This window comes from Streptomyces actuosus (assembly GCF_016921115.1).
GTDB classification, from domain to species: domain Bacteria; phylum Actinomycetota; class Actinomycetes; order Streptomycetales; family Streptomycetaceae; genus Streptomyces; species Streptomyces actuosus_A.
The window spans coordinates 233,956-254,430 of the sequence record NZ_JAFFZS010000007.1 but is presented as its reverse complement, the minus strand read 5'-3'; the positions used below and the strand labels follow the sequence as shown (position 1 = coordinate 254,430).

Genomic DNA, 20,475 nt, shown 5'->3' with positions numbered 1-20,475 from the left:
CGGGGCGGGGTGCGCGGCGGATCGCCTCCGGTGGCTCAGCCCTGCGGATCCTGCGGTTCGCGGTCGACCTCGCGCAGGCCGCGGTCCGTGGGTTCGGTGCGGGCCTCCGTCCGGTGGCCGCGGGCGATGTAGTCCCGCACGACCGCCTCGACCGCGTCCTGGGGCGAACCGATCCCGGCCAGGACCATGACCTCCACCACGAGTTCGGCGTCGAGACTGATACTCACCTCGGCCACTGTGCCCCCCTCGTCGCGTCGCACCGGCGCTCCACCGCGGCGTCAGGGACAGTGTGCCCGTCGCGGGACGGGGTGAGGGCGGGAACGCCACGCGACGCGGCACCGGCCGCCCGGCGCCCGGGGCCCGGCGGCACGCCACGGACCGCCCGGTCCCGGTGCACCGGCGGGAGCCCGACGGCCGCCGTGCCGGCCCGACGCCGGAGGGGTTCTCCGCCGCCCCGCTCAGCCGCTGCGCCCGGCCCGCAAGGGGCACGCACGCGGCGAGCGGGGTGAGGGGCGTCCCCCTCGGCGCGGGGATCGCCGCGGGCGAGAAGGCCGGTTCAAGGTCCGGTGCGGGGCCGGTGTCGGAGGGCTGTCGGTGCGTTGTCGGTGCCGTCGGACGGTTGTCGGCGTCCTGTCGGTGGTTTGTCGGCGGCTCCTGGCACCGTCGTGGTCATGACGCGAATCGACAACGAGCCCAGCGGTGCGGAGAACGCCGTGACCGTGCGGGGGCTGGTCAAGCACTACGGCGAGACCAAGGCGCTGGACGGGGTGGACCTGGACGTCCGCGAGGGCACCGTGATGGGGGTGCTCGGTCCGAACGGGGCCGGCAAGACCACCCTCGTGCGGATCCTGTCCACCCTGATCGAGCCCGACGCCGGGCAGGCGACCGTGGCCGGCTACGACGTGGTACGGCAGCCGCGGCAGCTGCGCCGGGCGATCGGGCTCACCGGGCAGTACGCCTCCGTGGACGAGAAGCTCCCCGGATGGGAGAACCTCTACATGATCGGGCGGCTGCTCGACCTGCCCCGCAAGGTCGCCCGGGCACGCGCCGACGAACTGCTGGAGCGGTTCTCGCTGACCGAGGCGGCCAAGCGCCCGGCGAGCACCTACTCCGGCGGTATGCGGCGGCGGCTCGACCTGGCCGCCTCGATGATCGGGCAACCGGCGGTGCTCTACCTCGACGAGCCCACCACCGGCCTCGACCCGCGCACCCGCAACGAGGTGTGGACCGAGGTCAAGCGGATGGTCGGGGACGGGGTGACCGTCCTGCTGACCACGCAGTACATGGAGGAGGCGGAGCAACTGGCGTCCGAGCTGACCGTCGTCGACCGGGGCAAGGTCATCGCCGGCGGGAAGATCGACGAGCTGAAGTCCAGGGTCGGCGGGCGGACCCTGCGGATCAAACCGGCCGACCCGCTCCAGTTGCGGCCGCTCGCCGGGTGGCTGGACGAGCTGGGCATCACCGGGCTCGCCACGACCACCGTGGACGCCGAGCGCGGGGCCGTGCTGGTGCCGGTCCTGGGCGACGAGCAACTGACCGCCGTCGTCGGCGCCGTCACCGCACGCGGCATCACGCTCGCCTCCATCTCCACCGAACTGCCCAGTCTCGACGAGGTGTTCCTCTCCCTCACCGGCCACCGCGCCAGTGCCCCGCAGGACGCCCGGCCCGCCGACGAACGCCAGGAGGTCGCCGTATGAGCACCGCCACCGCCCCTTCCGCCCACGCTTCCGGCGCCTCCGACGCCCGCATCCCGCTGCGCGGGCACCTGCGGCACACCGGTGCGCTCGTCCGCCGGAACCTGCTGTGGATCCGGCAGGATCCCGAGTCGATGTTCGACGCGCTGCTCATGCCGGTGGTGTTCACCCTGCTGTTCGTCTACGTCTTCGGCGGCTCGATCGGGCAGGCGCTGGGCGGCGGTCAGGGCCAGTACGTGCAGTACGTCATCCCCGGCATGGTCGCGATGATGAGCATGACGCTGTCCCAGGGCGTCGGCACCGGCTTCAGCCAGGACTTCAACAGCGGGGTCATGGACCGCTTCCGGTCCCTGCCGATCGGCCGCGGCTCGGTGCTGTTCGCGAAGATCACCGTGGAACTGGTGCGGATGCTCTTCGCGACGGCCGTGCTGATGGTCGTCGCCACACTGGTCGGCTTCCACATCGACAACTGGCCCGGTCTGTTCGCCACCGTCGGCCTGTCCGCGCTGTTCGCGTCGTCGATCATGTGGGTGTTCCTCACCCTGGGCGTCGTGCTGAAGAACGCGCAGTCCGTGCAGGCGATGGGGTTCCTGGTGCTGTTCCCGCTCCAGTTCGGCTCGTCGATCTTCGCGCCGACGGACTCGATGCCGGGCTGGCTGCAGGCCTTCACCGACTACAACCCGCTGTCCACGCTCGCGGACTCGGCACGCGGCCTGATGACCGGCGGCCCGGTCGCGCACGACCTGTGGGTGACGGTGGCCTGGTCGGTGGGGATCACGGCCGTGATGGCCCCGGTCGCCATCCACAAGTTCCGCACCAAGAGCTGACGCCCGCTCCGGCGCGGGGGCTCAGACGAGGGCGGCGGCCTCCTCGGGGGAGAGACCGCCGCCCTCGGCGTGCGCGGCGGTGTACTGCGCGTCGTCGAGGACGGCGCGCACCGCGGCCACGGCACGTGCGCGGGCCGCGCGCTCCTGGTAGCCGGCGACGTGGCCGGGCGGCAGCGCCGCGTCGGCGGCGCCGAGGCAGCGGGCGGCGTCCCGGGCGCGCGAGCCGCCGTCGATGGCGGCCAGGGCGTTCGCGGCGAGGGTCAGGCAGACGGCGCGCATGTGCGGCACGATCACCCGCGACAGCGGCTCCTCGGCACGTTCCAGCGCCCGGCGGGTCTTGGTCAGGGCCTCCTCGTGGTCGCCGTCGACCACGTCCAGCCATGCCTCCGAGCCCAGGATGAAGCCGTCGAAGACGACGAAGGTCGCGGCTCTGAAGTCCTCCCGCAGCCGTCCGAGGTGCTCGCGGGCCTCGGCGGTGCGGCCGGTGGTGCCGAGCCAGCCGGCCAGGAAGAGGCGTGCGGCGGGCATGGCCTCGTTGTGCGCGATGTCCCGCTGCTCCACCACGTGCCGCAGCAACGCCTCGCCGCGCTCGGCGTCGCCGGCCTCCAGCAGCGCGGTGCCCAGCCGGGCGGTGAGCACCGCCGTCTGGGCACGGGCACCGAGCCGTTCGGCCTGCGTCATGGCCTCCTCGTAGTCGGCGGCGGCCGCGCGGTACTCGCCGCGCCGCTCCCTGGCCTCGCCGCGCGCCGACAGCGCCTCGGCGGTGCCCCAGGCGTCCCCGAGCCGGCGGAAGATCTCCAGTGCCTCGTCGGCGTCGCGGGTGGCGTCGCCCGCCCAGTCGGTGCGGTTGGCCGTCAGGTTGGCGCGGATCCCGAGGCAGACCGCCAGCTCCCACTCGAAGTCGGGGCGGCTGCGGCAGGTGCGGACGGAGGCGTCGAAGATCTCGCGGACGCGCTCCATGTCCCCGGTCAGCAGCACCGCGTAGAACCAGGCGGAGCCCGGGGCGCGGCAGGTCTGCGGCAGGCCGGGGCGGTAGGTCTCGCCGATGATGCGCAGTTTGTCCTGCGCCTGCGGGGTCTGCCAGGCCTCCAGCTCGGTGTCCATGCAGGCGACGTGGATCAGGTGAAGACCGCGCCGGGCCTCCGCGAGCAGTTCACCGGTCAGCGGGGGCGGCACGGAGGTGCAGCGTTCCCACACCGGCTCGGCGGGGCGCACCGGGCGGCTGAAGGGGTCGGGGCCGAGTGCCATGGCCTCCGCCGACCAGTGGCGGGCCTCCAGGCGCAGGTCGCGCATCTGCCAGTACCAGCCGAGCGACAGCACCAGGCACAGGGCCTCCTGCTCGTCGCGTTCGGCGATCGCGTGGCGCAGCGCGGTGCGCAGGTTCTCGTACTCGCGCTCGATCCGCTCGATGGCGGTGCGCTGCTCCGGGCCCAGCAGCAACGGGTCGGTGATGCGGGCGAGTTCACGGTAGTGGATCAGATGCGCGCGCTGCGCGGTCTGCCGCAGGCCGGCCTCGTCGAGGCGTTCGGCCGCGTACTCGGCGACGGTCTCCAGGAGCCGGTAGCGCATCTGTCCGTCGCCCGAAGGGGCGGCCTGGACCAGGGACTTGTCGACGAGCGGGCCGAGTGCGTCGAAGGCGGCGGGGCCGCACACGGCCTCCGCGGCGCGGAGGTCGCAGCCGCCGGCGAAGACCGACAGGCGGCTCAGCACGTCGCGTTCGTCCTCGTCGAGCAGGTCCCAGGACCAGTCGACGACGGCCCGCAAGGTCTGCTGGCGGGGCAGCACGGTGCGGCTGCCGGAGGTGAGGAGGCGGAAGCGGTCGTCGAGGCGGTCGGCGATCTGCCGGGGCGTCAGCATCCGCAGCCGGGCGGCGGCCAGTTCGATGGCCAGCGGCAGGCCGTCGAGGCGGCGGCAGATCTCGGCGCAGGCGTCGGGGTCGTCCTCGAGCCGGAACGCGGGCCGGGCCGCGGCACCCCGGTCGGCGAGCAGGCGCAGCGCCACCGGTTCCGGCAGCGGTTCCACCGGGCGCAGCATCTCGCCGGGCACACCGAGGGGTTCGCGGCTGGTGGCGAGCACGGTCAGACCGGGGCAGCGGGCCAGCAGCTCCGCCACCAGGCGGGCCGCCGCGTCGACGACGTGCTCGCAGTTGTCGAGGATCAGCAGCATCCGGCGGCGTGCGCAGTGCTCGGCCAGGCGCACGACGGGGTCGTCGTGGCGCTCGGCCACCGCCCGCAGTTCCTCCGCGCCCGCACCGCGCAGCACGGTCTCCCGGGCGCCCACGGCGGTCAGCACGGCCTCGGGCACCGCCTCGGGGTCGTCGACGGGCGCGAGCTCGGCCAGCCACACCCCGTCGTGGGTCGCGTCCTGCACGGTCTCGGCGGCCTCCTGCGACAGCCGGGTCTTGCCGGCGCCGCCCGGCCCCAGCAACGTCACGAGCCGGGACCCGGCCAGATCCCGCCGGATCGCCTCGATGTCGTCCTCCCGCCCGACGAAGGACGTGAGCCGGGCACGGAGGTTGCCGAGGGGCGCGGACACCGAGGCGGGCGCGGGGCCGCCGGACTGCTCCCGCGGGCCGCCCTGCGCCGGGACGGGGGTGATGGAAGCACCGGGCGTGTGGCGCGGGATGCCGTACGGCTGCGGCGCGGATGCGGCGCCGCGGGGGAAGGCGGGAGCCTGCGGGGCCCGGGACCCGGCGGTGTGGTGCGGATCCCCGGCGGCATGCCGCGGTTCCCCGGGTCCGGTCGCGGCGCCGGGGGCGTGGGGGGCGGGCGGATGTGCGGCGGTGTCCGGACCGGTGCCGTGGCTCCGGGTGCCGGGGCGGGCCTGCGGGCCACCGGCCGGTCGGGGGCCGCCCTGGGGCGTCCCGCCGTTCCCGGCGCCGCCGCCCGTCCCGCTGGTGCGGTCGGCCCGCGTGCCGGTCGCGGCCTCGCCGGGGCCGCCCGGCCCGCCGTCGGCGGGGGGCCGGGGGCCGGGAGCGCCGCCCGTGCCGTCGTGCCCAGCGGGAGCCGGGCCAGCGGGGGCCGCAAGGACGGCATCCGAGGCGTGGCCGCCGCGCGCCGCGCACGCGCCGCGCACGGCCCCGTCCGTCCCGGCGGCGGCCGGGCCCGGACCGGTGTCCGGGTTCAGCAGCCGGGCATGGAGCTCCCGCAGCGACGGGCCCGGGTCGGAGCCCAGGCGATCGGCCAGCAGGCGGCGGACCCCGTCGTAGGCGGCGAGGGCCTCGGCCGTGCGGCCGGTGGCGTGCAGGGCCCGCAGCCGCAGGGTCTGGAGGGGCTCGTCGAGGGGGTGGGCGTCGCACAGCGCGGTGAGGTCGGGCAGGACGTGGTCGGCCTCGCCGAGGGCGAGTGCGGCGGTGAGGCGGCTGCGGCGGGCGTCCAGGTGGCGGGTCTCCCAGCGGGCGGCCTGCGCGGTGCTCGCGGGCAGGTCGGCGAGGGCGGGCCCGTGCCACAGGGCGAGGGCGTCGTCCAGGAGGGCGGCGGCCTTGGCGGCGTCTCCGTCGGCCAGGGCGCGCATCCCGTCGGCGGTGAGCCGTTCGAAACGGTGCAGGTCGACGGCGTCGGGCCCGGCGGCCAGCCGGTAGCCGCCGCCGGCGGAGACCACCGCGTCGGCGCCGAGGGCCCGGCGCAGGCGTCCCACCAGTGCCTGGAGGGCGCCCGGCGCGTCGGCCGGCGGGTCCCCGGCCCACACCTCCTCCACCAGCAGGCCCGCGGGGACGGTACGGCCCGCGCGCAGGGCCAGCACGGTCAGCAGGGCGCGCAGCCGTGGACCGCCGACGGCGACGGCCGTGCCGTCGGGGCGGATCGCCTGGGTGGTGCCGAGGATGCGGTAGCGCACGGGGTCCATTGTCTCCGGTGGGGTCAGGGCCGGTCACGGGGTCCGGGCGGCGTGGCGCCGGACCGTCGCGGCGGGGCGCCCGGTGCCGGGCGGGGAGGGGGTCGGGGGCGGCGGCGGGGGCGGTGGGCTGCGATGCCGTCCGGCTGCTTCCGGTCCTCGCGCCCGGTCCGACGGCGGCCCGGGACGTGCACGTGCCGCGGTCCCACGGCTTCCACCTTCCAGGGAACCGGTGCCCCCGCGCGAGACGTTTTCCGTCCGAGCCCGGTACGGTCGGGCAGGCCCACGCGTGGACGACCAGTCAGGGAGCCCCATGACCACCACCGCCGCCCGCCCCGGCGAGCGCACCATCAGCCCCGTCTTCCTGGGCATCCTGGCCGTGACCCTGGTCGCGGGCTGGGCCCTGTGGACCGGGTTCGCCGAGCAGCCCGGGGTGGCGGTGTTCCTGTTCGTGACCGCCGCCTGGGTCGTCTCCCTGTGCCTGCACGAGTACGCCCACGCGCGCACCGCCCTGCACAGCGGCGACATCACGGTCGGGGCGAAGGGGTATCTGACGCTGAACCCGATGAAGTACACCCACGCGCTGCTCAGTGTCGTGCTGCCGGTGCTGTTCGTGATCATGGGCGGGATCGGCCTTCCGGGCGGCGCCGTCTTCATCGAACGGGGCCGCATCCGGGGCCGGTGGCGGCACAGCCTGATCTCGGCGGCCGGCCCGCTGACGAACGTCCTGTTCGCCGCGGCGTGCACGGCGCCGTTCTGGCTGGACGCGCTGGACGGCGTGCCGCCGGACTTCCGGTACGCGCTCGCCTTCCTGGGGCTGCTCCAGGTGACGGCGGCGATCCTGAACTTCCTGCCGGTGCCCGGCCTGGACGGCTACGGCGTCATCGAGCCCTGGCTGTCGCACGGGGTGCGCCGACAGGTGGAGCCGTTCGCGCCGTTCGGCCTGCTGTTCGTGTTCGCGCTGCTGTGGGTGCCGGAGGTCAACAGCGTGTTCTTCGGTCTGGTCGACACGGTCCTGGGCGGACTGGGCGTCGACCCGGCCGTCACCGCCCGCGGCTGGAGCCTCTACCGGTTCTGGTGAGCCGACCGGCTCTGCCGCACGTAGTACCAGGTCATGTTCGACGACACCCCGGCCAGCAGCAGCCAGACGACCCCCAGCCAGCTGCCCTGGACGAAGGAGACCACGGCCGCGGCCACGGCGAGCACGCAGACGATCAGGGTGTAGAGGGCGAGGCGGGGCATGACGGGGGGCTCCTGTCGGGGGACACTGCTTCGCCGAACAGTGTCCCCCATGCCGTCACACGTCCGTGACGCGGAGCCCCGCGTGCGCCTTGTAGCGGCGGTTGACCGAGATCAGGTTGGCCACCAGCGACTCCACCTGGTGGGCGTTGCGCAGCCGGCCGGCGAAGACGCCGCGCATGCCGGGGATGCGGCCGGCGAGGGCCTGGACGATCTCGACGTCGGCGCGCTCCTCGCCGAGGACCATCACATCGGTGTCGATCTCCTCGATCGCGGAGTCCTGGAGCAGGACGGCGGAGAGATGGTGGAACGCCGCGGTGACCCGGGAGTCCGGGAGCAGGGCCGCCGCCTGCTCCGCGGCACTGCCCTCCTCGGGCTTCAGCGCGAAGGCGCCCTTCTTGTCGAAGCCGAGCGGGTTGACACAGTCGACGACGAGCTTGCCGGCCAGTTCCTCGCGCAGCGAGCGGAGCGTCGCGCCGTGGCCCTCCCAGGGCACCGCGACGATCACGATGTCGCTGCGCCGGGCGCACTCGGCGTTGTCGGCCCCCTCGATGCCGAAGCCGAGTTCGTCGGCGGCGGCGTGCGCGCGGTCGGCGGCCCGGGAACCGATGATCACCTTCTGCCCGGCCTTGGCGAGCCGGTGGGCGAGGCCCTTGCCCTGCGGCCCGGTCCCGCCGAGCACGCCGACGACGAGCCCGGAGACGTCGGGCAGGTCCCAGGGGTCCTTGGCGGGAGCCTTCTGTGCACTGTCGGTAGAGGTCATGGAGGGACTCTACGTCCGCGCACGCGGACCCACGGGCACGGGTGAGGTCCGTCACGGACGGGGCGCCCGACGACCGGCGCGCAGCCGCCGAAGTCGCCCCCGGGGCACGGCAGTCGGGACGCGTCGGCGGCGCCGTCCCCGCGGCCCGTGGCGTCAACGGCCGTGCGGCGGGCGCACCATGCCGACATACGGACATGCCGACCGCGGACGAAGGGGCGCGTACCGGCCGACGGCGCCGCGCCCGGGTGCCGCACGGGCGGGCCGGCCGCGTCCGGGACGGCGCCGCACTCCGCCGGCGCGCACGGCCCACCGGCACCGGCCCCCTCCACCCGCACCGGCTCCGCGGCGGGACCCGGGCAGGCACCCGGCCCGCTCCGGAGCAGGGGCCGGACCGGGTCCGTGTGCCGGTCCGCGCGCCCGGTGCGTGCGGGCGATGCACGCCGGGGCGCCCGGGGGGCGCGACCGTGTCCCCGGGTCGGGGGAATCCGGGGCGAACGCGGCGCCGTGGCCGACGGGGTGCGGCAGGATGCGGCCGCATGGACGCCGTACGGGTCGCGCTGCTGCGCGACGTGCTCGCCGGGACCGAGTGGCTGGGGGCCACCCGGAGGTTCGCCGGGGTGCTGCGGGGCTCGGTCGTGTCGCACGGGGGCGGGCTGCTGCTGGTGGGGACGCCGGAGTACGAGCCGTGGCACCTGGCCGCCCATCTGGTCGACGAGGCCGCCTGGTCGGGCGTGCCGGAGCTGGCGCCGACGCTGGTGCGGTACGACGCGCGGCCCGGCGACCCGGCGCACCTCGCGGTCGGCCCGGGACGGATCGAGGCGGCGCGGCGCGGGGAGACCCTTCTGGTCGTGGCCCCCGCGGAACACGCGCCGCTGCTGGAGCGGGTGCACGCCGCGCGGCGGGCCGGGGTGACGGTGCTGGCGCTCGGCGGCGGCACGGGGGAACTGGCGGTCGTGGCGCACGAGGCCCTGGCCGTGCCGGAGGGCGCGGAGCTGGACCTGGACACCGTGCAGCACCTGGTGAGCGCGGCGGCCGGGGAGAACGCGGTGCCGGTGCCCGGGGGACGGGGGCGTCTGCGGGACCGGTTGGCGCGGCTGGTGGAGTCGCTGACGGCACCGCCGCCGTCCCCCTGGTGACCCGTGTGGAAAAGCGGTTGCCCGGGCCCGCCGGCCGCGCCGACCGTCCTCGGGTGACCGACGCCTCCCCCACCGCGGCGCGCCTGCGCGCCCTGCTGCCCGATCTCTCCCCCTGGCGGGCCTCCGCGGACTTCCGGCGCCTGTGGCTGGCGGGGCTGGTGTCGAACTTCGGGACGTTCCTGACGTTCGTCGCGCTGCCGGTGCAGATGAAGGAGCTGACCGGGTCGGCCGCGGCGGTGGGGGCGATCGGCGCCGTCGAGCTCGTGCCACTGGTCGTGTGCGGGCTCTACGGTGGCGTGCTGGCCGACGCGTTCGACAAGCGGACCCTGATCGTGCGGACCGAGCTGGGGCTGGGACTGCTCAGTGCGGTGCTGCTGGTGAACGCGCTGCTGCCGCGCCCGGCCCTCTGGCCGCTGTACGCGGTGGCCGCGCTCTCCTCCGCGCTCACCTCCGTCCAGCGGCCCGCCCTGGACTCGCTGTGGCCGCGGATCGTGGCCCACGAGGACATGCCGGCCGCGGTGTCGCTGAACTCGCTGCGCTGGACGGTCGGCGGTGTCACCGGCCCCGCGCCGGCGGGCGTGGTGGTGGCGTACGCCGGCCTCGGCTGGGCCTACGCGGCGGACGCCGCGACGTTCGCGGCGTCGTTGGGGTTCCTGGTGCGCATCGCCTCCTCCCCCGCCTCCCACGAGGCGGCCGCGCCCTCCCTGCGGGCCGTCGCCGAGGGCGCCCGGTACGCCTGGAGTCGCAAGGAGCTGCTGGGGACGTACGTGGTCGACCTGGCCGCGATGTTCCTGGCGATGCCGCTGACCGTGCTGCCGTTCCTCGCGGACGAGTTGGACGCCGCGTGGGCGCTGGGCCTGATGTACGCGGCCGTGCCGGCGGGCGCGCTGCTGGTGAGCGTGACCGGGGGCTGGACGGCGCGGGTGCACCGGCACGGGCGGGCGGTGGTGCTGTCGGCCGCGCTGTGGGGGCTGGCCGTGGCGGCGGCCGGTGTCGTCGGCGACGTGTGGCTGGTGCTGCTGTTCCTGGCGGTGGCCGGCGGCTGCGACATGGTCAGCGGGATCTTCCGGGGCGCCATGTGGAACCAGACCGTCCCGGACGAGCTGCGGGGGCGGCTCTCGGGGATCGAGCTGCTGTCCTACTCGGTGGGGCCGACACTGGGGCAGGTGCGGTCGGGCGGTTTCGCCGCGTGGTGGGGCGTGCGGGCGTCGGTGTGGTCGGGTGGGCTGGCGTGCGCCGGTGCGGTGGGGCTGCTGGCCCTGTGTCTGCCGAAGCTGATGACGTACGACGTGCGCACCAGCGAGCACGCGGCGCGGCTGCGCGCGCGGCGCGCAGCCGCGCCGTTGAGCCGGACGGCGGACGCCTGATCAGTCGTCGTCGCCGGCCGTGTCGGCGGGGGCGTCGTGCCAGCGCGGGTCGTTCTCCCACTCGAGGTTGCGCTCGCGGGCCGTCTCCATCGCCTGCTCGGCCTCCTGCCGGGAGGCGTACGGGCCGAACCGGTCCTTGGCCGGGCACTCGGGCCCCTCCTCGACCTTCTTGTGCTCCAGGCAGTAGTACCACTCGCCGGGCTTGCCGACCGTGCGCTTCTTGAACAGGGCCATGACCAGCTCCTCTCGCCAGGGACATGTTCCCCCATGCCCGCTGGATAGACTCGCCGGCATGTCTGGCCAGTCACTGCTTGTGCCGGGGGAGATCTCCCCCACCCGTTCCGTGCCCGGAAACATCCGCCGCCCCGAGTACGTCGGCAGACCCGCCCCGGCGCCGTACACCGGTCCGGAGGTGCAGACGCCGGAGACGATCGAGGCGATGCGCGTCGCGGGCCGGATCGCGGCGCGGGCGATGGCGGAGGCGGCGAAGCTGATCGCGCCGGGTGTGACCACGGACGAGCTGGACAAGGTGGCGCACGCGTACATGTGCGACCACGGGGCCTACCCCTCCACGCTGGGCTACCGGGGTTTTCCGAAGTCGCTGTGCACCTCGGTCAACGAGGTGATCTGCCACGGCATCCCGGACTCGACGGTGCTGCGCGACGGCGACATCGTCAACCTGGACGTGACGGCGTACATCGGCGGGGTCCACGGCGACAACAACGCCACCTACCTGGTGGGGGACGTCGACGAGGAGAGCCGCCTGCTGGTCGAGCGCACGCGTGAGGCCCTGGACCGGGCCGTGCGGGCGGTCAAGCCGGGCCGTCAGGTGAACGTCATCGGCCGGGTCATCGAGTCGTACGCCAGGCGTTTCGGCTACGGCGTCGTGCGGGACTTCACCGGTCACGGCATCAACACGTCGTTCCACTCGGGCCTGATCATCCCGCACTACGACAGCCCGCACGCGACGACCGTCATGCAGCCCGGCATGACGTTCACGATCGAGCCGATGCTGACGCTCGGCACGCACGAGTACGACATGTGGGACGACGGCTGGACGGTGGTGACGAAGGACCGCAGGCGCACGGCCCAGTTCGAGCACACGCTGGTGGTGACGGACGCGGGCGCGGAGATCCTCACCCTGCCGTGAGGCGGGTGCGCACCCGGGAGCCCGTCCTCCGCCGGGGGCGGGCTTTCTCTTGTAGCCTTTTACCGACAGATTGTCGGTAAGCCGATCGACCCGGGTGAGCCTCACCCGAGAGACGGGGCGGCATGGAGTCCTTCTCCGCAGTCATCCGCACGGCGTCCCACGCGCAGCACGTGGAGGCGGAGACCTCGACCTTCATGAGCGACCTGCTCGGCGGTCGGCTCGGCGTCGACGCGTACGCCCGGTACACCGAGCAGCTGTGGTTCGTGTACGAGGCCCTGGAGGCGGCCGCCGACCGGCTGGCGGCGGATCCGGCGGCGGGGCCGTTCGTCCGGCCGGAGCTGTTCCGGCTCGCGGCCCTGGAGCGGGACCTGGCGCACCTGCGGGGCCCCGGATGGCGGGCCGGCCTGAGCGCGCTGCCGGCCACCGAGGCGTATGCCCGCAGAGTGCGCGAGTGCGCCGAGCGGTGGCCCGCCGGATATGTAGCCCACCACTACACCCGGTACCTGGGGGACCTGTCCGGCGGCCAGGTCATCCGCGACCGGGCGGAGCGGACCTGGGGTTTCACCCGCAAGGGCGATGGGGTCCGCTTCTACGTCTTCGAGCAGGTCCCCGATCCGGCCGCGTTCAAGCGCGAATACCGGCGGCTGCTGGACGGCATCCGCGCGGACGAGCTGGAGCGGCAGCGGGTGGTGGCCGAGTGCGGTCGGGCGTTCGCGTTCAACACGGCGGTGCTCCGGGACCTGGGCGAGGAGTTCCCGCTGAGCGCGTGAGCCCCTGCCGGACTCAGCGCTCCAGGAACACCCGTCCGCCGATCTCCACCCAGCCGTGCGGCTGGGGTGCGGTCAGGATCTGGGAGCCGGCGCCCTGGGTGATGTTGAGGGCGCGGCCGAGCCGCGCGGTGAGCAGCAGGGCCGCCGCGCCGGTCGCCTCGTCCTCCTCGATACCGTCGCCACGACCGGGAAAGGCGCGGGCGCGGATCCGCCCGGCCGGTTCGTCCTCCCAGGCCCAGGCGTAGATCCACTCCCCCGGCGGCGGGACGGGCAGGTCGTCGACCTCGGCGGCGCTGCCGTACTGCCGCAGGGTGCGCGGCGGGGCCCATTCGGCCCGCGCCTCGATCCAGCTGAACTCCCCGTCCTGCCGGGCACCGGCCACCCCGGCCGGCGTGACCAGTTCGGGCACGTCGAGCAGCCAGGCCGCGCCGACGCAGGGGTGACCGGCGAACGGCAGGCGCAGGGTGGGGGTGTAGATGTCGACGACACCGCGCTCGGGGTCGTCGACGAACACCGTCTCACTGAAGCCGAGTTTGCCGGCGAGGGCCTGCCGGTCGTCCCGCCCGGGCAGGACGGAGCCGTCCCGGACGACGCCGAGCTCGTTGCCGTATCCGCCGTTCGGCGCACAGAAGACGCGCAGTACGTCGTAGTCAGTCACCCGGGCATTGAAGCATCGCACGGCGCCGCGGGGGTGTCCCCCGCCCGCGGAGGCGCCCGGCGGGGGGTCGGGGCCCGGGTGGGCACCGGGCCGGGCGCTCGCCGGGGGCGCGGGGCCACGGCGGTGCACGAAACGGGGTTCACCGCCGCCGCCCGCCGCCGGCGGTGATCCCGTGCGCCCGCCGTGCCGCGGCCCGCGGCCATCCGTCACCCCGTTCACCGAGTGACGGGAGAGGACCCACAACACACCTCTTGACCTTTCTTTGACCATCCCATGGCGTTCACTTGGCATGGCCGAGATCACCTCGTACCCCTGCGCCGCCCATGAGAGGTGAATCACGGCACGCACGGTTATCAGACAGGCAAGGCTTAGATAAGTTAGGCGAGCCTCACCAAATCCCGTGAGGGCTGTCACGACGCTTTTCAGCCGTAGAAGTCATCTGCCAGGAGCCCGTATGCGAGCCGCCAGACTGCCCGTCGTCACCGTCGTCGCCACGGCGGCGGCCCTGACCGCCGTCACCGGCTGCACCCAGAAGAGCGAAGCGGACGACGACCGTACGATCCAGGTGACCGCCGCCGACAGCACCTGCGAGACGTCCGTCGCGTCGGTGCCCGCCGGCCACGTCACGCTGAAGATCGAGAACAAGGGCTCCAAGGCGACCGAGGTGGAGATCCTCTTCCCGGACGACCGGATCGTCTCCGAGAAGGAGAACATCGGCCCCGGCACCAAGTACACGCTGACCGCCGAGGTGAAGGCCGGCGACTACGAGATCGCCTGCCTGCCCGGCATGAAGGGCCACGGCATCCGCCAGAAGCTCAGCGTGACCGGTGAGGCCGCCGCCGCGCGCGACCCGCGCCTGGACAAGGCCGTCGCCGCCTACCGCGCGTACGCCGAAACCCAGGCCGACGAGACGCTGCCCAAGGCCGAGGCGTTCGCCGCCGCGGTCAAGGCAGGCGACGTGGAGGCCGCCAAGAAGGCCTACGCCCTCTCGCGCATCGGCTGGGAGCGCACCGAGCCGGTCGCGGAGTCCTTCGGCGACATCGACCCCAAGGTCGACGTCCGCGAGGACGGCCTGGAGACCGGCCAGAAATGGACCGGCTGGCACCGGCTGGAGAAGGCCCTGTGGCACGACGGCAGGATCGGCGCCGAGGAGAAGGCCCTCGCCGACCAGCTCGTCACCGACCTCAAGGACTGGCAGAGCCGCGTCGGCACGGCCGAGATCACTCCGACCTCCATGGCCAACGGCGCCAAGGAACTCCTCGACGAGGTCGCCACCGGCAAGGTCACCGGCGAGGAGGAGCGCTACTCGCACACCGACCTGGTCGACTTCAAGGCCAACGTCGAGGGGGCGCAGAAGTCGTACGAGCTCCTCAAGCCGGTCGCCCAGGAGAACGACAAGGCCCTGACGGCCGAGCTGGACGCGCAGTTCGCCGAGCTGAACGCACTGCTCGACCACTACCGCGCCGACTCCGGCTCCTACGTGTTCACGTCCTACGACAAGGTCGGCGACGCCGACCGCAAGAAGCTCTCGGACGCGGTGAACGCGCTCGCGGAGCCGCTGTCGAAGCTCGCCGCCGCCGTCGTCGTGAAGTAGTGAGGGACACCCAGCAATGACGGACTCCCAGGAGACCCAGGGCGCCGGCGCGCAGGCCGCAGGCCCCGACACGGCCCCCTCCCGCCGCTCGGTGATCGGCTGGGGCGGCGCGGGGATCGCACTCGGTGCCGCCGTGGCCGGCGGCGCCGTCGCCATGACCCGCACCGGCGACGACATGGACCCCGCCGGTGCCGCCATGGGCGCGGCCGTGGACTTCCACGGCCCCCACCAGGCCGGCATCGCCACGCCCGTGCAGGACCGGCTCCACTTCGCCGCTTTCGACGTCAAGACCGACGACCGGGACGCCTTCGTCCAGCTCCTGAAGGACTGGACCGAGGCCGCCCGCCGGATGACCGCCGGCAAGGCGGTCGGCGACGGCGCCTACGGCGGGCTCCCCGAGGCCCCGCCGGACGACACCGGTGAGGCACTCGGCCTGAAGCCGTCGCGGCTGACGCTCACCATCGGCTTCGGCCCGTCGCTGTTCGAGCGGTTCGGGCTGGCCGACAAGCGGCCCGAGGCCCTGGTCGACCTGCCGAAGTTCCCGGGCGACAACCTCGACCGGAACCGCAGCGGCGGCGACCTGTGCATCCAGGCCTGCTCCGACGACCCGCAGGTCGCCGTGCACGCCGTGCGCAACCTCGCCCGCATCGGCTTCGGCAAGGTCGCCGTGCGCTGGTCCCAGCTCGGCTTCGGCAAGACCTCCTCCACCACCCCGGACGAGCAGACCCCGCGCAACCTCATGGGGTTCAAGGACGGCACCCGCAACATCGCCGGGACGGAGACGGAACGGCTCGAGCGGTTCGTGTGGGTGGACGGCAAGGACGGCGGCAAGGGCTCGTCCTGGATGGCGGGCGGCTCCTACCTGGTCGCCCGGCGCATCCGGATGAACATCGAGACCTGGGACCGCACGTCCCTGCAGGAGCAGGAGGACATCTTCGGCCGGGACAAGGGCGAGGGCGCGCCGGTCGGCAGGGCCGAGGAGCGGGACGAGCCGTTCCTGAAGGCGATGAAGCCCGACGCGCACGTCCGGCTCGCGCACCCCGACACCAACAACGGGGTCGCGATCCTGCGCCGCGGCTACTCCTTCACCGACGGCACCGACGGCCTCGGCCGCCTGGACGCGGGGCTGTTCTTCCTCGCCTACCAGCGCGACGTCCGCAAGGGCTTCATCCAGATCCAGCAGCGGCTGTCGCACGGCGACGCGCTCAACGAGTACATCCAGCACGTGGGTTCGGCGGTCTTCGCGGTCCCGCCCGGCGTCCTCGACCAGGGCGACTGGTGGGGGCGGACCCTGTTCTCCGAGGAGGCGTAGGGCCCGTGTTCTCCAACTACCTGATCGGGCTGCGCGAGGGGCTGGAAGCCAGCCTCGTCGTCTGCATCCTCATCGCCTACCTGGTCAAGACCGGCCGCCGGGACGCCATCCGGCCGATCTGGATCGGCATCGGCATCGCCGTCACGATCGCCCTCGGCTTCGGCTGCGCGCTCGAGTTCGGCTCCCAGGAGCTGACCTTCGAGGCGCAGGAGGCGCTCGGCGGCACCCTGTCGGTCGTCGCCGTGGGCCTGGTGACCTGGATGGTGTTCTGGATGCGGCGCACCGCCCGGCATCTGAAGGCGGAGCTGCACGGCAAGCTGGACGCGGCGCTGCAGATGGGAACGGCCGCGCTGGTGGCCACCGCGTTCCTCGCCGTCGGCCGCGAGGGCCTGGAGACCGCCCTGTTCGTGTGGGCGTCCGTCCACGCCGCCTCCGACGGCACCCCGCGCCCGCTGATCGGCGTGGCGCTGGGCCTGGCCACGGCGGTCCTGCTCGGCTGGCTGTTCTACCGGGGTGCCCTGAAGATCAACCTCGCGAAGTTCTTCACGTGGACCGGCGGGATGCTGGTCGTCGTCGCGGCCGGCGTGCTGGCCTACGGCTTCCACGACCTGCAGGAGGCCGGCTGGCTGCCCGGCCTGCGCGACACGGCGTTCGACATCAGCGGCGCCGTCCCGCCGGACAGCTGGTACGGGACGCTCCTGAAGGGCGTCTTCAACTTCCAGCCCGACCCGACCGTCCTCCAGGTCACGGTGTGGCTGCTGTACCTGGTCCCGGTGCTGGTGCTGTTCCTCGCGCCGGCGGGGTTCGCCTCCGGCGGCAAGCGGCAGCAGACGCCTCCGCCGGTGCGCGGCAAGGCCTGACGGGGTGTCGGGGGCGGCGCTCATCGCCGTCCCGCCTCCCCGCGACCGGCGCCCGCCGGGTCCCGAGAAGGGCACCCGGCGCCCGCGCGTCGCCCCGTCCCGGTAGGGTTTCGCCTCCGGGAAGGGGAAGTGAAGGAGCCCGATGACCACGCAACGCAGCGGTCGACGCCTTCGCAGGCGTCAGCGGAACGCACTCATAGCAGCGGCACTGACCGCTTTGTCGCTGACGACCGGCGGATGCGTGGTGGTGCACGGGGAGCGCGCGGTGCTCCCGGCCACCACACCCGGCGAGGCGGCGAAGGCGCTGGAGCAGTTCACGACCGCGTACAACCGGGCCGACCGGGCCTACGACGGCTCCCTGGACGCCGACTACACCACCGGGTCCCTGGCCGACATCGACACGGCCCGGCTGACGGCGGGGCACGCCAACCACCCCGACGGCAACCCGCGGCACACGCCGCTGAAGCTGACCGACGCGAAGTTCACCATCCCCAAGAAGGCGGGCTGGCCGCGCTGGTTCGTCGCCGACGCCCGGTCCAGCAAGAGCTCCTCGGCACGCTGGCTGCTGGTCTTCCTCCGTCATGACCTGGACGATCCCTGGCAGGTGTCGTATCTGGCGCCGGTCCCCCGGGGCGCCGTGCCGCAGTTCGCCCGGGACTCCGACGGGTTCGCCGAGGCCGTGCCCGCCGACTCACCGGAACTGGCGGTCCGCCCGGAGGAGTTGAGCACCGCCTACGTCGACTACCTGCAGAGCGGCAAGGGTCCCTTCGCGGACGGCGCCCACACCAGCGCCTGGCGCGCGCAGCGCGAGAAGAACGCCAGCAAGCCGGGCCTGGCCACCCAGTACATCGACGAGCCGCTGACCGACGGCGACCACGCGCCGCTCGCGCTGCGCACCGCGGACGGCGGGGCGCTGGTGTTCTTCACCACCCACCACTACCGCAAGCAGACCGCGGCCGCGGGCGCCACCGTGCCGACGCCGAACCAGGACGTGCTCGCCCTGACGAAGGGCGAGATCAAGCAGTCCTTCACGATGGAGTTCGTCTCCGGCGAGGTGGCCCTGGATCCCACGAAGGGCTCCGGCGGCGCCGGAGGCACGGTGGTCGTGCTGGGCCGGGTCCAGGGTATGACGGCCGCCCAGGGCGGCTGAGCGGGGCGCCGCGCTCCGTGCTCAGTGGCGCAGGGGCCAGGCCGTGCCCGCGTGGTGCGGGTCCTCGCCGACATACCGGGCACAGGCGTCGGTGAGGACCTCCAGCAGGCTCAGCGGGTCGGGCAGCGGCTGCTCGGGGCCGCGCACCCAGTGCACGGTCCGCCCGTCCTCGCCGGGCAGCCGCGCGGGCGGTACGAGCACGTAGGAGCCACGGCAGTGCCAGCGCAGGCCGGGGTGCTCGTCCATGGTCTCCGGGTGGCAGTCCAGCTCGCACGGCCACCACTCGTCCTCGTCCTCGGGGGTGCCTCGGGTGAGGGTGAAGAACAGCAGGCGGCCGTCGTCGCTCTCGGCGACCGGCCCGACCTCGATCCCCGCGTCCAGCAGGCGGGCCAGGGCCTCCAGGCCGGCCTCCAGCGGGACGTCGAGGACGTCGTGGACCATGCCGGTCGCGGTGATGAAGTTGGCCTGCGGCTGGTGGCGGGCCCAGCGCTCGATCTGGGCGCGGTCGGTGGTGGACTGCGTCTGCCACGCGAACGACACCGGGTGCCGGGCCGGGGTGGGGCAGCCGACGCGGTCGCAGGAGCAGCGGTAGCCGGGCGCAGGGTGCGCGGCGGGGGCGAGAGGCAGTCCGGCCCTGGCGGCGGCGAGCAGCAGGGCCTCGCGGCCGCCGTCGTCGGCGGTCTGCTTCGCATCGCCTCCGCGCAGCCACTGGGTGAGCCTGCCCCGCAGGCCGGTACGGCCACCGAACTCCGCGCTCATCTATCCCCTCGCCTCGCTGTCGTGCAGAACAGCATGCCCTATGGTCCCACCTTCCCGCCCATCGGGGGGCCGGACCACCCAATCCGGGCAGGCGGTACGAGGAGCGCATGATTCCGGATCAAGCCCGTCAGGGACGTCACCGGAGACGGCGGGGCGGCGGCGTCGGCGCGGCGACGGGTCCGGCGGGGCGGGGCCTTCGGGTGGGCGACCGGGCGCGGCACCCGGTGTCGACCGGCGGGGTTCCGGGTGCCCACCGGCGGGGTTCCGGGGCGCCCGTTCGGCAACGGCCCGGTGCGCGGGCGGCCTGGCGGATCAGCCGGCGTGCGGGGGCCAGGGGTCGCCCCACTCGGTGTCCCGGGCCGCCCGGTACTGCTCGCCGTGCCGCTTGGTGACCGTCGCGCGGTCCAGGCGGCCGCCTTCGAGGCACAGGTCGAGCAGGACCTGGCCCTTGCGGATCTGCGGCCGGCGGACGACGCGGGCCGGGGCCGGGGCGACGGGGACACGGCCGGCGGCGACGTAGGCGAACTTCTCGTCCTCGTAGGCGAGCGAGCCGCCCTTGACCTGGCGGTGCAGGGAGGAACGGCTGACCCGGGCCGAGAAGTGGCACCAGTCGGTGCCCGGCACGATCGGGCAGGCGTCGCTGTGCGGGCAGGGCGCGGCGATGCGGAACCCGGCGGCGGCCAGCCGCTCGCGGGCCTCGATGACCCGGGCGTACCCGTCGGGAGTGCCCGGTTCGACGATGACGACCGCCTGCGCGGCCGAGGCGGCGGCGTCGACGAGGGCGGCGCGATCGGCTGCGGTGAGTTCGTTGAGGACGTAGGAGACGGTGACGAGGTCGGTACGGTCGAGGGTGAGCGCCGCCCCGATCCGGGCGCGCTCCCAGCGGGCGTCGCAGAGGGCCGGGTTCGCGGCGGCGATCTCCCGGCCGAGGGCGAGCGCCGGCTCGGCCCAGTCGAGCACCGTGACCGGCCGCGACCCGTCCCAGACGGCGGTGACGGCCCACGTCGCCGCCCCCGTCCCGCCGCCGACGTCCACGTGCCCCGCGGGCACCCAGCCGGGCACCGCGTCCGCGAACGCCTCCAGCGCCGAGCGGACCGCCTCGAAGGTCGCCGGCATCCGGTAGGCGGCGTAGGCGGCCACGTCGGCCCGGTCGCGCAGGATCGGCGCGTCGGTCGGGGTGGCCCCGCGGTAGTGGCCGATCAGCCGCTCCACGGCCTGCGCGGCCTGCCGGGGCGGGAGGCCGTCGAGCAGGTCGGCGAGGGCGCCGCGCAGGGCGCCGGCCGGGGAGACCGAGGAGGCGTGCGGGGAGGCGGGGGCGTTCACCCGGTGATTGTCTCACCGGGCCGCCGGGTGGCCGTGACGGGC

The 20,475-nt window shown here is 74.3% G+C and carries 19 protein-coding genes; 11 read left to right on the top strand and 8 right to left on the bottom strand.

The window, feature by feature from the left end; genetic code table 11:
• Nucleotides 1-35 precede the first annotated feature (35 nt).
• Nucleotides 36-236, bottom strand: a complete 201-nt coding sequence (locus JS756_RS12435) for a DUF2191 domain-containing protein (RefSeq protein WP_205383146.1) — start codon at nucleotides 234-236, stop codon at nucleotides 36-38.
• A gap of 435 nt (nucleotides 237-671) precedes the next feature.
• On the opposite strand from JS756_RS12435, the gene JS756_RS12430 reads away from it, so the two are divergent.
• Complete coding sequence (locus tag JS756_RS12430; protein ID WP_205383105.1) at nucleotides 672-1,697, top strand: ATP-binding cassette domain-containing protein; 1,026 nt, start codon at nucleotides 672-674, stop codon at nucleotides 1,695-1,697.
• A complete protein-coding gene (locus JS756_RS12425; protein ID WP_205383104.1) occupies nucleotides 1,694-2,521 on the top strand; it encodes an ABC transporter permease in 828 nt (275 codons plus the stop codon). Before JS756_RS12430 ends, JS756_RS12425 begins: the two co-directional genes overlap by 4 nt.
• Nucleotides 2,522-2,542: 21 nt before the next feature.
• Here JS756_RS12425 and JS756_RS12420 read toward each other — a convergent pair whose 3' ends face one another.
• Entirely contained in the window at nucleotides 2,543-6,364 is a 3,822-nt protein-coding gene (locus tag JS756_RS12420; RefSeq protein WP_205383103.1) for an AfsR/SARP family transcriptional regulator, read from the bottom strand.
• 301 nt (nucleotides 6,365-6,665) lie between these two features.
• On the opposite strand from JS756_RS12420, the gene JS756_RS12415 reads away from it, so the two are divergent.
• The gene (locus tag JS756_RS12415; RefSeq protein WP_205383102.1) at nucleotides 6,666-7,433 is read left to right on the top strand and encodes a site-2 protease family protein; all 768 of its coding nucleotides are present in this window, start codon (nucleotides 6,666-6,668) and stop codon (nucleotides 7,431-7,433) included.
• Here JS756_RS12415 and JS756_RS12410 read toward each other — a convergent pair.
• The gene (locus tag JS756_RS12410; RefSeq protein ID WP_205383101.1) at nucleotides 7,418-7,645 is read right to left on the bottom strand and encodes a hypothetical protein; all 228 of its coding nucleotides are present in this window, start codon (nucleotides 7,643-7,645) and stop codon (nucleotides 7,418-7,420) included. The two genes, JS756_RS12415 and JS756_RS12410, sit on opposite strands and share 16 nt — an antisense overlap.
• A gap of 4 nt (nucleotides 7,646-7,649) precedes the next feature.
• Nucleotides 7,650-8,354 carry an NADPH-dependent F420 reductase gene (gene npdG / locus JS756_RS12405; RefSeq protein WP_205383100.1) on the bottom strand — a complete coding sequence of 235 codons (705 nt, stop codon included), beginning with the start codon at nucleotides 8,352-8,354 and terminating at the stop codon, nucleotides 7,650-7,652.
• Nucleotides 8,355-8,890: 536 nt separating this feature from the next.
• Here npdG and JS756_RS12400 point away from each other — a divergent pair.
• On the top strand, nucleotides 8,891-9,490 hold the full coding sequence (locus JS756_RS12400) for a hypothetical protein (protein WP_205383099.1): 600 nt from the start codon (nucleotides 8,891-8,893) through the stop codon (nucleotides 9,488-9,490).
• A 53-nt stretch (nucleotides 9,491-9,543) separates the two neighbouring features.
• On the top strand, nucleotides 9,544-10,857 hold the full coding sequence (locus tag JS756_RS12395) for an MFS transporter (RefSeq protein WP_205383098.1): 1,314 nt from the start codon (nucleotides 9,544-9,546) through the stop codon (nucleotides 10,855-10,857).
• On the opposite strand, the gene JS756_RS12390 is transcribed toward JS756_RS12395, so the two are convergent.
• Nucleotides 10,858-11,091 (bottom strand): hypothetical protein, encoded by a 234-nt coding sequence (locus tag JS756_RS12390; protein ID WP_205383097.1) that lies wholly within the window; start codon nucleotides 11,089-11,091, stop codon nucleotides 10,858-10,860.
• A gap of 58 nt (nucleotides 11,092-11,149) precedes the next feature.
• Here JS756_RS12390 and map point away from each other — a divergent pair, with 58 nt between their 5' ends.
• Nucleotides 11,150-12,007 (top strand): type I methionyl aminopeptidase, encoded by an 858-nt coding sequence (map, locus tag JS756_RS12385; RefSeq protein ID WP_205383096.1) that lies wholly within the window; start codon nucleotides 11,150-11,152, stop codon nucleotides 12,005-12,007.
• Nucleotides 12,008-12,129: 122 nt separating this feature from the next.
• The gene (locus JS756_RS12380; RefSeq protein WP_205383095.1) at nucleotides 12,130-12,777 is read left to right on the top strand and encodes a biliverdin-producing heme oxygenase; all 648 of its coding nucleotides are present in this window, start codon (nucleotides 12,130-12,132) and stop codon (nucleotides 12,775-12,777) included.
• Between the two features lie 13 nt (nucleotides 12,778-12,790).
• Here the strand turns inward: JS756_RS12380 and JS756_RS12375 are convergent, their stop codons facing one another.
• The gene (locus JS756_RS12375; RefSeq protein WP_205383094.1) at nucleotides 12,791-13,435 is read right to left on the bottom strand and encodes a PhzF family phenazine biosynthesis protein; all 645 of its coding nucleotides are present in this window, start codon (nucleotides 13,433-13,435) and stop codon (nucleotides 12,791-12,793) included.
• A 454-nt stretch (nucleotides 13,436-13,889) separates the two neighbouring features.
• Here JS756_RS12375 and efeO point away from each other — a divergent pair, with 454 nt between their 5' ends.
• The 4 genes from efeO (at nucleotide 13,890) to JS756_RS12355 (ending at nucleotide 18,351) form a co-directional block, all read left to right on the top strand.
• Nucleotides 13,890-15,029, top strand: a complete 1,140-nt coding sequence (gene efeO / locus JS756_RS12370) for an iron uptake system protein EfeO (RefSeq protein ID WP_205383093.1) — start codon at nucleotides 13,890-13,892, stop codon at nucleotides 15,027-15,029.
• A gap of 16 nt (nucleotides 15,030-15,045) precedes the next feature.
• Entirely contained in the window at nucleotides 15,046-16,341 is a 1,296-nt protein-coding gene (efeB, locus tag JS756_RS12365; RefSeq protein ID WP_205383092.1) for an iron uptake transporter deferrochelatase/peroxidase subunit, read from the top strand.
• 5 nt (nucleotides 16,342-16,346) lie between these two features.
• Nucleotides 16,347-17,201 carry an iron uptake transporter permease EfeU gene (gene efeU, locus JS756_RS12360; protein ID WP_205383091.1) on the top strand — a complete coding sequence of 285 codons (855 nt, stop codon included), beginning with the start codon at nucleotides 16,347-16,349 and terminating at the stop codon, nucleotides 17,199-17,201.
• 142 nt (nucleotides 17,202-17,343) lie between these two features.
• Nucleotides 17,344-18,351 (top strand): SCO2278 family lipoprotein, encoded by a 1,008-nt coding sequence (locus JS756_RS12355; protein WP_205383090.1) that lies wholly within the window; start codon nucleotides 17,344-17,346, stop codon nucleotides 18,349-18,351.
• A 21-nt stretch (nucleotides 18,352-18,372) separates the two neighbouring features.
• Here JS756_RS12355 and JS756_RS12350 read toward each other — a convergent pair whose 3' ends face one another.
• Nucleotides 18,373-19,110: a bifunctional DNA primase/polymerase gene (locus tag JS756_RS12350; RefSeq protein ID WP_205383089.1), complete on the bottom strand. Its 738-nt coding sequence runs from the start codon at nucleotides 19,108-19,110 to the stop codon at nucleotides 18,373-18,375.
• A 312-nt stretch (nucleotides 19,111-19,422) separates the two neighbouring features.
• Nucleotides 19,423-20,433, bottom strand: a complete 1,011-nt coding sequence (locus JS756_RS12345; protein WP_205383088.1) for a small ribosomal subunit Rsm22 family protein — start codon at nucleotides 20,431-20,433, stop codon at nucleotides 19,423-19,425.
• Between the last annotated feature and the right edge of the window lie 42 nt (nucleotides 20,434-20,475).